The sequence below is a fragment of the Iodobacter sp. genome, from assembly GCF_025352645.1.
GTDB lineage: Bacteria > Pseudomonadota > Gammaproteobacteria > Burkholderiales > Chitinibacteraceae > Iodobacter.
Window position 1 is genome coordinate 1 of sequence record NZ_JANXSO010000060.1, and the last position, 14,147, is coordinate 14,147.

At 47.9% G+C, this 14,147-nt stretch carries 15 protein-coding genes; 13 read left to right on the forward strand and 2 right to left on the reverse strand.

From position 1 onward, the window contains the following. The first annotated feature begins 2 nt into the window (after nt 1–2). The 4 genes from lpdA to Q0R17_RS07680 all read left to right on the forward strand — a co-directional run bounded on the left by lpdA (nt 3) and on the right by Q0R17_RS07680 (nt 4,700). Nucleotides 3–1,439 (forward strand): dihydrolipoyl dehydrogenase, encoded by a 1,437-nt coding sequence (gene lpdA / locus Q0R17_RS07665; RefSeq protein WP_293933618.1) that lies wholly within the window; start codon nt 3–5, stop codon nt 1,437–1,439. A gap of 178 nt (nt 1,440–1,617) precedes the next feature. After that, a complete protein-coding gene (gene sucC / locus Q0R17_RS07670) occupies nt 1,618–2,787 on the forward strand; it encodes an ADP-forming succinate--CoA ligase subunit beta (protein ID WP_046351231.1) in 1,170 nt (389 codons plus the stop codon). Between the two features lie 165 nt (nt 2,788–2,952). After that, on the forward strand, nt 2,953–3,837 hold the full coding sequence (gene sucD, locus Q0R17_RS07675) for a succinate--CoA ligase subunit alpha (RefSeq protein WP_046351232.1): 885 nt from the start codon (nt 2,953–2,955) through the stop codon (nt 3,835–3,837). A gap of 131 nt (nt 3,838–3,968) precedes the next feature. Continuing rightward, complete coding sequence (locus tag Q0R17_RS07680; RefSeq protein ID WP_293933624.1) at nt 3,969–4,700, forward strand: ABC transporter substrate-binding protein; 732 nt, start codon at nt 3,969–3,971, stop codon at nt 4,698–4,700. A 377-nt stretch (nt 4,701–5,077) separates the two neighbouring features. Here Q0R17_RS07680 and Q0R17_RS07685 read toward each other — a convergent pair whose 3' ends face one another. Further along, entirely contained in the window at nt 5,078–5,311 is a 234-nt protein-coding gene (locus tag Q0R17_RS07685) for a TIGR02450 family Trp-rich protein (RefSeq protein ID WP_293933627.1), read from the reverse strand. 123 nt (nt 5,312–5,434) lie between these two features. Beyond that, complete coding sequence (locus Q0R17_RS07690) at nt 5,435–6,043, reverse strand: TetR/AcrR family transcriptional regulator (protein ID WP_293933629.1); 609 nt, start codon at nt 6,041–6,043, stop codon at nt 5,435–5,437. Between the two features lie 106 nt (nt 6,044–6,149). Here Q0R17_RS07690 and Q0R17_RS07695 point away from each other — a divergent pair, with 106 nt between their 5' ends. The 9 genes from Q0R17_RS07695 to Q0R17_RS07735 all read left to right on the forward strand — a co-directional run bounded on the left by Q0R17_RS07695 (nt 6,150) and on the right by Q0R17_RS07735 (nt 14,013). Further along, nucleotides 6,150–7,442, forward strand: coding sequence for an NAD(P)/FAD-dependent oxidoreductase (locus Q0R17_RS07695; RefSeq protein WP_293933631.1), 1,293 nt, complete (start codon nt 6,150–6,152; stop codon nt 7,440–7,442). Then, complete coding sequence (locus tag Q0R17_RS07700; RefSeq protein WP_293933633.1) at nt 7,439–8,218, forward strand: DUF1365 domain-containing protein; 780 nt, start codon at nt 7,439–7,441, stop codon at nt 8,216–8,218. Before Q0R17_RS07695 ends, Q0R17_RS07700 begins: the two co-directional genes overlap by 4 nt. After that, nucleotides 8,215–9,429 (forward strand): cyclopropane-fatty-acyl-phospholipid synthase family protein, encoded by a 1,215-nt coding sequence (locus Q0R17_RS07705; RefSeq protein ID WP_293933636.1) that lies wholly within the window; start codon nt 8,215–8,217, stop codon nt 9,427–9,429. Before Q0R17_RS07700 ends, Q0R17_RS07705 begins: the two co-directional genes overlap by 4 nt. A 1-nt stretch (nt 9,430) precedes the next feature. Next, nucleotides 9,431–9,955: a chalcone isomerase family protein gene (locus Q0R17_RS07710; RefSeq protein WP_293933639.1), complete on the forward strand. Its 525-nt coding sequence runs from the start codon at nt 9,431–9,433 to the stop codon at nt 9,953–9,955. Then, entirely contained in the window at nt 9,952–11,223 is a 1,272-nt protein-coding gene (locus Q0R17_RS07715) for an MFS transporter (protein ID WP_293933642.1), read from the forward strand. Before Q0R17_RS07710 ends, Q0R17_RS07715 begins: the two co-directional genes overlap by 4 nt. Next, complete coding sequence (locus Q0R17_RS07720; RefSeq protein ID WP_293933644.1) at nt 11,220–11,744, forward strand: DUF3833 domain-containing protein; 525 nt, start codon at nt 11,220–11,222, stop codon at nt 11,742–11,744. Before Q0R17_RS07715 ends, Q0R17_RS07720 begins: the two co-directional genes overlap by 4 nt. A gap of 2 nt (nt 11,745–11,746) precedes the next feature. Next, nucleotides 11,747–12,529 (forward strand): SDR family NAD(P)-dependent oxidoreductase, encoded by a 783-nt coding sequence (locus tag Q0R17_RS07725; RefSeq protein WP_293933646.1) that lies wholly within the window; start codon nt 11,747–11,749, stop codon nt 12,527–12,529. Then, nucleotides 12,526–12,990, forward strand: coding sequence for a nuclear transport factor 2 family protein (locus tag Q0R17_RS07730; RefSeq protein ID WP_293933648.1), 465 nt, complete (start codon nt 12,526–12,528; stop codon nt 12,988–12,990). The genes Q0R17_RS07725 and Q0R17_RS07730 overlap by 4 nt, the downstream gene beginning before the upstream one ends. A gap of 369 nt (nt 12,991–13,359) precedes the next feature. Next, nucleotides 13,360–14,013 carry an ABC transporter substrate-binding protein gene (locus Q0R17_RS07735; protein WP_293933650.1) on the forward strand — a complete coding sequence of 218 codons (654 nt, stop codon included), beginning with the start codon at nt 13,360–13,362 and terminating at the stop codon, nt 14,011–14,013. The last annotated feature ends 134 nt before the right edge of the window (nt 14,014–14,147 follow it).

Consider the following 14,147-nt stretch of genomic DNA (forward strand, 5'->3'; position numbering starts at 1 on the left):
CCATGAGCAAAGAATTTGACGTTGTTGTAATTGGTGGTGGCCCTGGTGGCTATGTGGCGGCGATTCGCGCCTCGCAGCTGGGCTTTAATACCGCGTGTATCGACGCTACTTCAGACAAAGACGGCAAGGCTAGCCTTGGCGGTACGTGCCTGAATGTGGGTTGTATCCCTTCTAAAGCACTGCTGCAATCGTCAGAAAATTACTTCAATGCGGCGCATCATTTTGGCGATCACGGTATCTCTACCGGCACGCTAAAAATGGACGTAGCTAAGATGTTGGCGCGTAAGCAAGACATCATTACTAAAAACACCGGCGGCATTGCTTACTTGTTCAAGAAGAACAAAGTGACGTCTTTCCACGGTGTGGGCGCATTTAAAGCCAAAGCGGGTGATGCTTATGTGCTGGAAGCCAAGTTGGCTGATGGCACGGTTGAAGAAATCACCGCCAAGCACGTGATTATTGCGACTGGCTCCAGCGTTCGCCAATTGCCAGGCGTGACGATCGACAACCAGCTGGTGCTGGATAACGAAGGAGCGTTGGCGATTCCTGCTGTGCCAAAACGCCTAGGCGTGATTGGCGCTGGCGTGATCGGCTTAGAAATGGGCTCGGTTTGGAAGCGTCTGGGTAGTGAAGTGACCGTGCTTGAAGCGATGCCTACTTTCCTAGGCGCAGCGGATGAGCAAGTGGCCCGCGAAGCCAAGAAATTCCTGACTAAAGAAACCGGTCTGGTGATTCAGACTGGCGTTAAAATCGGCGAAATTAAGGCCGGTAAAAAAGACGTAACCGTGCACTGGACCGATGTAGCGGGTGCTGAGCAAGTCAGCGTATTTGATAAGCTGGTGGTGGCCATTGGCCGTGTGCCAAACACATCTGGCCTAAACGCAGATGCCGTTGGCCTGAAGCTGACCGAGCGCGGCCAGATCGAAGTCAACGACGATTGCCAAAGTAATCTGCCTAATGTTTGGGCGATTGGTGATGTGGTGCGCGGCCCGATGCTGGCGCATAAAGCGTCTGACGAAGGCGTGGCCGTGGCTGAGCGTATCGCTGGCCAACATCCGCATATCGACTTTAACAATATTCCTTGGGTGATTTACACCAGCCCAGAAATTGCTTGGGTAGGCCAGACCGAAGAGCAGCTTAAAGCCGCTGGCGTTGAATACAAGAAAGGTCAATTCTTGTTCTCCGCCAATGGCCGTGCTTTAGCGCTTGGGGAAGCCAAGGGCTTTGTTAAAATGCTGGCAGATAAGACAACTGATCGTATTTTAGGTGTTCATATCGTTGGTCCATTTGCTTCAGAGTTGATTGCTGAAGCGGTAGTCGCGATGGAATTTAACGCATCGTCAGAAGATATTGCCCGTATTGTTCATGCTCATCCATCTTTGTCTGAAGCCTTGCACGAAGCGGCTTTAGCATGTGATAAGCGTGGTTTGCATAGCTAAGAAAGGCATAAAAAACCTGTAGGCACAGAGCACACAAGCGATTCTATTTTTCTCTGTGTGCTGCGTGTTCTGTTCTGTGCCTACAGAATTTTTAGAAGTTTTAGATTGTTTTCATCACTCAATATGTTTCACGGTATGCGGCCGATTTGCATATCCTCTTTCCTTAAAAGGGTCTCAGATGAATCTTCATGAATATCAAGCCAAGGAATTATTGGCTAAATACGGTCTTCCAGTACAACGCGGCATTTTGGCTCACACTCCAGAGGAAGCAGCTGCTGCATACGACGCACTGGGTGGCAAATTTGCGGTGGTTAAAGCGCAAGTTCATGCCGGTGGCCGTGGTAAAGCGGGTGGCGTTAAAGTGGTTAAATCCCGTGAAGAAGCCGCAGAAATTGCTAAAGGCTTGATCGGTAAAAATCTGGTGACTTACCAAACAGATGCAGCGGGTCAGCCTGTGCATTCAGTATTGGTTTGTGAAGATATGTACCCAGTTCAGCGCGAACTGTATCTTGGCGCGGTTGTAGATCGCTCAAGCCAGCGCGTGGTGTTTATGGTTTCCACCGAAGGCGGTGTTGAGATCGAAACCGTAGCGGAAGAATCCCCAGAAAAAATCATCAAAGTTACTGTAGATCCATTGGTGGGCATGCAGCCATTCCAAGCGCGTGATTGCGCGTTTGCTTTGGGTTTAGAAGGCAAGCAAGTTGCTCACTTCGTTAAAATGATGTTGGGTGCGGCTGAAGCATTTATCGCTAACGATTTCGCGCTGTTTGAAATCAACCCACTGGCTTTGCGTGAAAACGGCGAATTGTGCTGCGTAGACGCTAAAGTCGGTCTTGATTCTAACGCGCTGTATCGCTTGCCAGAATTGCTGGCTCAACGCGATAAATCGCAAGAAAACGAGCGCGAAGTAAAAGCCTCTGAGTTCGAGCTGAACTACGTTGCGCTGGAAGGCAATATCGGTTGTATGGTGAACGGCGCTGGTCTTGCAATGGCCACAATGGACATCATCAAGCTGAAGGGCGGCCAACCGGCTAACTTCTTGGATGTAGGCGGTGGTGCAACTAAAGATCGCGTGATCGAAGCCTTCAAGCTGATTCTGGCTGATGATTCGGTGAAGGGCGTGCTGATCAACATCTTCGGCGGTATCGTTCGTTGCGACATGATTGCTGAAGCAATTATTGCGGCAGTGAAAGAAGTGAATGTGACTGTGCCGGTTGTGGTGCGTTTGGAAGGCAATAACGCTGAATTGGGCGCTAAGCTTCTGAACGAATCAGGCTTGAAGCTGACATCGGCTCAAGGCTTGAACGACGCAGCCGAGAAGATTGTTGCTGCTGTTGCCGCACTTTAATCAAAGCACATCTTAAAACTCCAGCTTCCGTCACGATACGGCGTTGCTCATAAATAGTTTTCCTCACATATAAAAATATGTTGCGTCAAACTATTTAATCGCGCCTTGTCTCGTTTAGAAATCTGGATTTTAAGAAGCACTTTATGTTGCATAAAGGAAAAAATAATGAGCGTTTTAGTCAATAAAAACACCAAAGTATTGGTGCAAGGTTTCACCGGAAAAAACGGTACATTCCACGCAGAACAAGCATTGAAGTGTGGCACTAAGGTTGTTGGCGGTGTAACACCAGGTAAGGGCGGCTCACGTCACCTTGATCTGCCGGTGTTCAACACCATGAAAGACGCAATGCGCGAAACCCAAGCCGATGCGACTGTTATTTACGTACCGGCTCCATTCGCTAAAGATTCGATTCTGGAAGCGATTGATTCGGGTATTCAGCTGATCGTATGTATCACCGAAGGCGTACCTACACTGGATATGCTGTACGTGAAAAAAGCGGTTGATGAAGCCGGCATCCGTCTGATCGGCCCTAACTGCCCAGGTATTATCACTCCTGGCGAATGCAAGATCGGTATTATGCCTTGGCACATCCATCAGCCAGGCCGTATTGGTATTGTAAGCCGCTCCGGTACTTTGACTTACGAAGCTGTTGCGCAAACTACAGCATTAGGTCTGGGCCAATCTACATGTATCGGTATCGGTGGCGATCCAATTCCAGGCTTGAGCCATATCGACGCATTGCGCTTATTCCAAGACGATCCTGATACCGATGCGATCATCATGATCGGCGAAATCGGCGGCTCGGCTGAAGAAGAAGCGGCTGAATTTGCTCAGTCCTACGTGACTAAGCCTGTTGTTGGTTATATCGCTGGTGTTACCGCGCCTAAGGGCAAACGCATGGGCCACGCTGGTGCAATTATCTCTGGCGGCAAAGGCACTGCAGAAGAAAAATTTGCAGCGTTTGAGCGTGCAGGCATCGCCTACACACGCAGCCCAGCTGAGCTTGGCTCGACTATGCTTGAGCTGTTGAAGTCTAAAGGCATGATTTAATTCTCTTTTGAATTAAATACCTCAAAAACCCCAGAAGCAATTCTGGGGTTTTTTTATTGGCCGTAAGATAATGCGAGTCGGTTTTTAATGGGCTAATCTATATAAGTTCGGCTTGGATAAGGATGTAGAACATGCGAGTTATGCTTGGGTTTTTTTTATTTTTATGTCTTTGCCCTGCGCTTTGGGCGGATGAGATGATTATTTTTGCCAGTGATGATTACCGGCCTATTACTTTTCGTAATGAGCAGGGCCGAGAAGATGGAATTGGCTATACCCTGATTAAGCATTACGAGCAATTAAGTGGCAATAAAGTCATTGTAGATATGGCCTCTTGGAAGCGTTCCTATTTGCTGGCAGAAAAAGGGAAAGGGGGAATTGTTGGCTTATCTAAAACCAAAGCAAGACTTGAGGTGTTTGATTTTTCCGAACCATTTTATGAGTCAATTGTTGGTTTGGTCGTAAAAAAAGGCAAAGAGTTTCCTTTTCACTCGGTGGCAGATCTAAAAGGCAAGCTAATTAGCGTAACCAATGCGGCTAGCTATGGAGAGGAGTTTGATAATGCACTGGTGGCAAAATTGTTTCAGGTCGATGTTAATTATGCATCCGATGTGCGTTTAAAAAAGCTACTTTACGATCGGGTTGATTGTGCCGTTGTCAATAATGCAGAGCATAGCTTGGATGCTATGTTAAAAAAAGATCCTGAGTTATTAAATAAGCGCGATCAGTTTGTATATTTGAGTAAGCCACTCGTCCGCGATCCGGTTCATTTAGCGTTTCATAAGTCTATGAAGATGCAGGCCTTCTTAGTTGAGTTTAATCATGCTATTAAAGATGCAAAGCAGAAGGGCTTGATTCCTCAATAATTAAGTTAATTTTTAGACCTTCATCGCTAATCTGGATGTCTACATTTTATTTTTCTGACTTGAAAAATAAAAAGCTATCCTTTGATTTTTTTATTAAAATTATATAGCTTAATTTTGTAATGGCATCAATAAGCCTCTGAGTATTGAACCATAGTGTTCTACCCCAGTGCAGTATTTTTACAAAACAATACCTGATTATGTCTCTTGCTCAATGGGCTCTGTGTAGATGGATTTCTTGAGTGCTTGGTTTTAGAGTTTGTAGGGCGGGTGAAACCCGCAAGCAATACCGAATAAACCCGCGGGTTTTACCCGCCCTACGATATTTATAATGAGATTGAGCAAGAGGCATAGTCAGTAAGCCATATCAAATTGTTGTGTTATAGCCAGCCCGCACGCCATTGTGTCTCATCTTCAAGGGCGCTCCAGTGCAATGTGAAATGCCGTTTGCTGATCACCGCTTCCAGAGTGATTTGCTCTACTTTTTGCACATCATTGGGATCGAATTCGATTTTGACGACAAGAAAGTGTTTCTCACGTTGCTGCGGTACAAGCGCCGTCCACTTGGTATTGGCTAGTTTTTTGGGATGCCAGCTTCTCACTGGATGCTTCATCGGTTGTTCCCCATTTGGGCTCAATTTAGGACTAAATACAGAATAGGACACGTTCAATTTTTATGAATTAAAATAGAAAACGTGGCCTGTAACAGCAATATTTTTTACAGATTGCAGCATGCCTTAGGTTTTTAAGCCATTAAACGCAACTTTCAGCATATGGGCCACAATGTCGTCGTGAGGCATTTTGCTGAATTTTTGCAGAAACTCGGCGGCAGGATCGCAGGTTCTAGAGTAGTAGCTAAACAAGATCACATCGCTAGGTAGATCTGGATTTAAATCGCCGGTTTTTTGCGCTGCGGCCACCAGTTTTTCTATCTGGCCATTGAGCTTCATTACCCGCAACACATAACTCATATTGCGCATCAGCATGTCACGCACATGCGGGCTGGTAGAGGGCAAAAAGGGCATTCCGCCTTCCAAGCGTACTCGCAACGCCCATTCTAATAAGGCACTTAGCTTGCCTATGGGGCTGAGCGTGTTATCTAGCTGCGCCAGATAATCAACGGCACCATCAATCAAGCGAATCAGCGCTTCACCGACTAAATCTTCTTTAGATTTAAAGTGCTTGTAGAGGCTAGGTTTGGAAATGCCCACGGCACCGGCGATGTCGTCCATCGTCATGAGATCAAAGCCCTTGGTGCTTAGTACCGCCGTGGTGGCATCGAGGATGGCGCTTTCACGCAGTTTAAAGGCCTGATCTTTGAAACTTAGTCGACTAAGTATACTCATTGGTAAATTCCGATACTAATTAGTAGATTTTATTCTGAAGCAGTAGTAATCTTAGCACTGAAGTAGTAGCAAGCACACTCACCGACTGGCTTAATGGCAAAAAAACATGACAAATACTCGGCAACGCATCGCAATTATTGGCTCCGGTATTTCTGGCTTGGCCAGTGCATACTTTTTAAGCCGTGCGCATGATGTGGTGTTGTTTGAAGCGGGCAGTTACTTAGGTGGCCATACCAATACGGTGGAGGTGAGCTTAGAAGGGCAAACTCAAGCGGTAGATACTGGATTTTTGGTATTCAATCAAGCCACTTACCCCAACTTGATTGCGTTATTTGCCGAGCTGGATGTAGCAACGTATGCCACCGATATGTCGTTTGGTGTTTCACTCGATGGTGGAAGGTTAGAGTGGGCTGGCACAAATTTGGATACCGTGTTTGCACAGCGGCAGCGGATTTTATCCCCCAGTTTTATTGGCATGTTGCGCGATATTTTACGTTTTAACGCCGCAGCGCAAGCCAACTTAAGCCAGTCGCTTGCTAATGGGGCCACCTTGGGTGAGCTCATTGCCGCAGGTGGTTATGGGGCGATGTTCCGCGATGCTTATTTACTGCCGATGGCGGCGGCGATCTGGTCTAGCGCGCCCAATGATATTTTACAATTTCCTGCTGCTACTTTTTTACGGTTTTGCTTAAATCACGCACTATTGCAAGTGAATGATCGCCCGCAGTGGCAAACGGTAAAAGGAGGTGCGAAAGAATATGTACGCAAAATGGCCGCCGTCCTCTATGCCAGCGGTGCTGAGATTAGGCTCAATTGCCCAGTTGCTAAAGTTGAACGTCGGGGCGCTGGCGCAACGGTGTATAGCCACGCTGGTGTGGATTTATTCGATGCGGTGGTGTTTGCTACACATGCGCCACAAACGCTCAATATGCTGAGCGATGCCATCGAGGCAGAGCAGCAAATACTCTCTGCCGTGCGCTATCAAGCCAATACTGCGGTGCTACATACCGATCCAGCCCAATTGCCACAGCGGCGCAAGGTTTGGTCGGCATGGAATTACATTGGCGGGGCCAGCGTGGATCGGCAACGCCCTGTTTGCGTGAGTTATCTACTCAATCAATTGCAAAATTTAGCGTTTAAATCACCGGTGATTGTAACGCTCAATCCTTTCTCGCCGCCCGCGCCAGAGTTAGTACTGGGGCAGTTTGAGTATGAGCATCCCGTGTTTGATCATGGGGCCATTGCTGCTCAGCAGCGCTTGCCGAGTATCCAAGGCCAAAATCACACTTGGTTTGTTGGCGCATGGACGGGCTATGGTTTTCATGAGGATGGCTTGAAGTCTGCGCTTAGGGTGGCTCAGGGTTTTGGTTTAGCTCCTGATTGGGCGGCACTAACATGAGCGCTCCGGCCCAAATTATTAGCGGGCAAGTGATGCACCAGCGTGTGCGCCCTGCGAAGAATCGCTTTGTGTATCCGGTGTTTTGCCTGCGACTTAATTTAGCGCGGCTTAATGAAATCAAGGCCGCTTGGTTTGGGATTAACTGCAGACGAGCGGTTTCGGTGCATACCGCTGATTACGGCCCCAAAGATGGAAGTGATTTAGAACATTGGATGCGTGATTTGCTGGCTAAGCATCAGATTGCAGCCGATGGCGAGATTTGGCTGCATACACTTCCGCGCGTATTGGGCTGGGTGTTTAATCCGGTGAGCTTTTGGTATTGCTACGCCCAAAGTGGTGAGCTGCGCGCTGTGTTAGCCGAAGTAAACAACACCTTTGGCGAAACCCACCTCTATTTACTTGTTGGCTTTGAAAAAGACGGTATCCAGAGCCACACCCGTATTGAAAGCAAAAAAATGCTGCATGTTTCGCCGTTTTGCGAGGTAGCTGGGCATTATCAATTTAGGTTTCGTGACACTGCCAGCACGGCGTGGGTAGGGATTGATTATTTTGATCACAATGGCCTGCTGCTCAAGACCTCGATAGGCGGCCATATCCAAGATTTAAATAGCGCCACGCTGCGCCACGCGCTCTTGGCCCAGCCTTTCTTGACGCTTGGTGTATTCGCCCGTATTCATTGGCAAGCCTTCAAGTTATGGCGAAAACGTGTGCCATTTTTTAGCCAACCCGCTCCACCCACCACTTCTTTGACTGTGTCAGAGGACAAACCATTATGAGTCAATCTCAAGCTCTGCAAACGATAAGCCGTAGTGCGCCCACCGCGGCTAAATTGTTTCTGAATCTATTAGCCCGACTGCAGCACGGTCATTTGCAATTGATCACGCCAGAGGGCACCCATCTGATGTTTGGCGATTTGCATCAGCCACCAAGCGCCACTTTGCAGATTCATGATTGGCGCGCCTGCCAGCGAATTTTACGCGCGGGTGATATTGGTTTTGCCGAAAGCTATGAGGCGGGCTGGATTGATTCAGCAGATTTAACGGCCTTACTGCGGCTGGCGATTCGTAATCAAAACGTGCTGGATAAAATGGTGTTTGGCGGTAAATTGGCAACGCTATGGTATCGGCTTAAGCACCTATTTAGACGCAATACCCGTGAGGGTAGCCGCAAAAACATTCATGCCCATTACGATATTGGTAATGCGTTTTATCAGCTTTGGCTTGATCCAACTTGGACCTATTCTAGCGCGATGTTTCATGGTGAGTATGCGCAAAGCCTGCAGCAGGCTCAGCTCAATAAATATCAGCGGATTATTGATACGCTAGCACTCAGCGCGGGCAGCCGAGTGCTTGAAATTGGCTGCGGCTGGGGCGGTTTTGCTGCATACGCCGCGCGGCAAGGCATTGATGTACATGGCGTAACCATTTCTGCGGCGCAACTCGCCATTGCTCAAGAGCGGATTACACGGCAAGGTTTGAATTCGCTGGTGCAGCTGGAGTTATGCGATTACCGAGATCTGACTGGCCAATATGATGCGATTGTGTCAATTGAGATGTTTGAGGCCGTAGGGGAGGCATTCTGGCCAGAATACTTTGAAACTGTGGCGGCCCGCTTAAAGGTGGGCGGTCAAGCCTTGGTGCAAAGCATCACCATTGATGAAAATGCCTTTGAGCGTTATCGCAGCGGCACAGATTTTATCCAGCAGTATATTTTTCCAGGCGGCATGTTGCCCAGCCCAGAGCGCTTTGCTGCCAAGGCGCAATCGGCAGGCCTTAAAACCACCGATCAGTATCATTTTGGCGGTGATTACGCCGAAACACTGCGCCGCTGGAAGGCCGCTTGCCGTAATGAAGCGGCAGCGATTGCAGACCAAGGCTTTGATGAGCGCTTTATGCGAATCTGGATGCTGTATTTTGCCTATTGTGAAGCGGGCTTTGATGAAGGCAAGACCGATGTCGTGCAATTCTTATTGCATAAGGATCATTAAAATGCGCAAGATTGCTCTCTGCATATTGATCGCTCTGGCTAGCATCGCCTTACCTGCTAGCGCTGCCACATGGCGCGATGAGCTACCGCAAGCTAAGGCCTTAGGCAGCGGCGATTTGACTTGGTTTAGGCTGCGGATTTATACCGCTAAATTATGGAGTGAAAGCCTGCAATTTAGCCTTAACGCCCCATTTGCTTTGGAGCTGACTTACCACCGTAGCATTAGCCGTACTCAGTTTGTTGAAACCAGCATCGATGAAATCAAGCGCTTATTTGGCAAGCAATACAGCGCTGAGCAGCTCAAACGTTGGGAAGTTGAAATGTATCGCGCCTTTACCAATGTCAATGAAGGCGATCAGTTGATTGGGGTCTTTTTGCCAAATCAAGGCTGTCGTTTTTATAATCGCAATCAGCTACTTGCGGATATTCGTGATCCAGAATTTGCTAAAGCTTTTTTTGCTATCTGGTTTGATGAGCGCACTAAGGATAGCGGCTTGCGTGAGCAATTATTAGGTAGCGCAAAATGAGTCGCGCAACGCATCCACGCTGGCGCATGATGGCCTACGGCTTACTGGGCCTGCCACTGGCAATGGCTGCGTTGCCGGTGTATGTGCAAATCCCCGCGTATTACAGCAGCAATTTGGGCTTGGCTTTGGCCAGCACTGGCTGGGTGCTCTTTTTGGCACGGCTAGTGGATACCCTGCAAGATCCATGGCTAGGGCGCTATATCGATTGCCTGCATGGCGGGCTTAATCCTTGGCTTATTGCTGGTGCTGTTTTGCTGGGTTTGGCTTTTTTAGGGCTTTGGCTACCCCCAGTATCTACTGTGTATCTTGGGGCATGGCTGGCAGTGATGCTGGTGGTGGCCTACACCGCCCATAGCATGCTCAGCATTGCGTATTTATCATGGGGCGCTCGGCTTTCGGCTGATGAATCTAACTCAAATGTGGCGCTACTTGGCGCGGCGGCATGGCGTGAAGGTGCTGGATTACTAGGGGTGATTTTAGCCAGCGTGATTCCAAGCTGGATTTTAACCCAGCCTGTAGCCACCATTCCTAGCCATCTTGGCCATTACTGTTTGAGCTTTGCAGCCATCTTGGCATTGGCCTTGTTCGCCCTTATTTACTATGCACCGCGCTGGCAGCGCAAAGTGAACCGGCACTCTAGTTGGCAGCAGCTATGGCACACCATGCAGGCCAATCAAGGCTTTAAATCTTTGCTCCTCCCCTATTTTATCAATGCCATATCAGTGGCTATTCCATCTACTTTGGCGCTGTTTTTTATCAATGATCGTCTTCAAGCCACCAGCTATGCAGGTGCATTTTTAGCCACTTATTTTGTGGCGGCGGCGGTCGGGCTACCGCTGTGGGTGATGCTGGCTAAAAAAGTGGGCGCTTTGTGCGCTTGGCGCTGGGGGATGTTACTGGCGATTCTGGCTTTTTGTAGCGCAGCGTTGCTCGGTGTTGGTGATTATTCGGCCTATTTAGTGGTTTGCATTGCGGCAGGTTTAGCGCTTGGTGCAGATCTTGCGCTGCCCCCAGTACTCTTGGCGCAGATGATTCAGCATGAGGATTCGCCCTCTATTTACTTTGGTATTTGGACACTGCTGGGCAAATTGGCTCTAGCACTATCGGGCCTGGCTTTGCCGCTATTGGCGCTACTTGATTATCAACCCGGACAAGTTGCTGGCCCTGCTTTGGCTTGGATCTACGCGGGCTTGCCTTGTGGATTTAAATTGTTGGCTTTGTATTTGTTGTATCGAATTCGCCCTCACACAGCCGGAGTAAACGCATGAAAAAATCTTTACTAGCAGCACTCTGCGGCGTGCTCACTGCTTGCGCCTCACCTGATGTGCAGCAATATCAAAAATCTGAACCTAAGCTCGATTTGGCGCAGTACTTTGTCGGTAGCACGGATGCATGGGGTATGTTTCAAAAGCGCAGCGGTGAAGTCGTGAAGCGTTTTCATGTTGAAATTACGGGTACGCAAAACCAAGGCAAGTTAGTGCTGGATGAGCGTTTTAAATACGATGATGGCACAACGCAGCAACGCATCTGGACCTTAGTTCAGCAAGCCGATGGCAGCTGGCGGGGGACGGCTGATGACGTTAAAGGTGTAGCAATCGGCAAAATATCTGGCAATGCTCTCAACTGGCAATACACAATGTTGTTACCGGTGGATGGCAAAACCTATGAAGTGCAATTTGACGATTGGATGTTTCTGATCGACAACAAATCAATGATGAATCGCGCCAGCATGCAAAAATTTGGCTTTGAGCTTGGGCAAGTAACGCTATTTTTTAAGAAAAGAGACTAATCATGTGGCCGCCGATGAACCCCGTGATACCAAGCTGGCTTAATCAGCGCATCTGGCTGATTGGCGCGTCCAGCGGGATTGGTGCGGCGCTCGCCAAGCAAGCGCTTAGCGCAGGTGCCCACGTTACGCTATCGGCAAGGCGGCTGGCGCAGTTAGAGCAAATCGCGCAAAGCCAGCCCAAGGCCCATGTGCTTGCCTTTGATGCGAGCGAGCAAACCGCTTGGCCCGCAGCGTATGCAGCCGCTTGCGCTGCAATGGGTGGGGTGGATTTAGTTGTTTTTTGCGCTGCAGATTATCGCCCCGAGCGCAGTTGGGAAGTCACCCCCGCCGGTGCCGCCCAGACTTTAGCCATTAATCTAGGCGCGGTATATTCAGGCCTTGCAAGCATCTTGCCAAGCATGCTGGCGCAAGGCAGCGGCGGTATCGCGCTGGTTGCCAGTGTGGCTGGCTATATGGGATTACCCAATGCTACGGTATACGGCCCAAGCAAAGCGGCTCTGATCAATTTGGCTGAAATTTTATACAGTGATTTACACCCAAAGGGTTTAGGCGTTTATTTGATTAATCCAGGCTTTGTAAAAACTGAACTAACGGCTAAAAACGTATTCACAATGCCCGCGCTGCAAACCTCGGAGCAAGCCGCTACGGCCATTTGGGGCGGCATCAGTGCTGGGCAATTTGAAATTCATTTTCCGCGCCGCTTTACCCAAATTCTTAAGCTATTACAATTGTTACCCTACCGCCTGCGCTTTGCACTTTTCCACCATTTTTTAAAGCTATCATGACTAAACTGACCGCCTTACTTGATTGGTATAGCCAAATTAGCCCGCAAACATTGCCGCAATTAGGGCAGTTTTACGCTATTGATGCGCGCTTTAAAGATCCATTTAACGATGTGCAGGGTGTGGTGGCGATCGAAGCTATTTTTAGCCACATGTTTGCCACCACGGACAAGCCGCGCTTTATCATTGCAGAGCGGCTTGAACAAGGCCAACAAGCATTTATCACTTGGACGTTTGAGTTTAATTTGCAAGGCAAACCTTATCAAATCATCGGCGGCTCACATTTGGTTTTTAATGCGAATGGTTATGTTACGCTGCACCGCGATTATTGGGATGCTGCGGAAGAATTACTGCAAAAACTCCCGCTTATTGGTGCACCCATCCGTTGGCTGCGCCGCCGATTTAAATGTCAACATTCAGCGCATCTTAGCCATGATTCAAACCCTCAAGACCATGCTGGCTAAGGTTGGACCGCTTACAGCTTTTAGATAGGGCTAGAGCATTTCTCGATTTATGCCAAATATACAGGCTAGCTTGGCTTGTTGTTATTCTGCTCATTTTTTGTTGTTTGCCTGAGAGTATCAACGTTAAGGAATATGGCTCGTAGGGGGCGCTGCTTGCCCTGCATATACGGCTTTGTCTCAGCAATAGGCAGAATCAGCTGGTTTTCCGTAAGATTATATAAAGCTTCAGAAGGAATTATGAGGCTTTTTGTTTGTACAGTAATTTTTGCAGGGATGGCTAAACTAAGGTTTGAATCTATGCCGTAAGTAGGGGAAAGCATGTGTTATCTAATTAAAAACTGGGGCCTTATTTTGCTGCTTTGCAGCAGCATGCTATACGCCGAAGAGGTGACCATCTTTTTTAATGATGATTATCGCCCTGTCAGTTATAAGAATGCGCAAGGTAAGCCGGTTGGGCCAGCTTATGATCTGTTGAAATACCATGAGGGTCGAGGTAATACAAAATTTATTTTTGAATTAAGTAACTGGAAGCGTGCTTATGAAATGGCACTTAGGGGAAAAGGAGGGGTGATCGGCCTGTCTAAAACAAAAAAGCGTATGGCACTGTTTGATTATTCTGAGCCTTTTTATCTTATTCCGATTGATGTCATTGTAAAAAAAGGAAATGAATTTACTTTTAATTCAACTGCTGATTTAAAAGGTAAAGTGGTAGGTGTGACGAATGATGCTAGCTATGGCAATGAATTTAATGCCGCGATGGAAAATAAGGTGTTTGAAGTTGATATAAATTACTCTATAGCTGTACGCTTAAAAAAACTACTTTATGATCGTATTGATTGTATTGTAACCGGTGGAGGGGAAAATGGATTGCTTATGGGGTTAAAGTCAGATCCATTTTTATATGAAAAACGTGATCAGTTTGTTATATTGAAGCATGGATTAGGCGCTGATCCTTTGTATCTTGGGTTTCATAAAAAAATGAAAATGCAACATTTTCTGCTGGATTTTAATAAGTCAACCTGATTATGTCTCTTGCTCAGGAGCCCTTGATTTAGCCATTCGCGCGGCGTAAAGTGAACGAACGTTCTTCTTTGCGGAGGTGGATCATGCCCATCAATGGCATTCAGATGCAAAAAGGCTTGTCTTTGCCTGAGTTC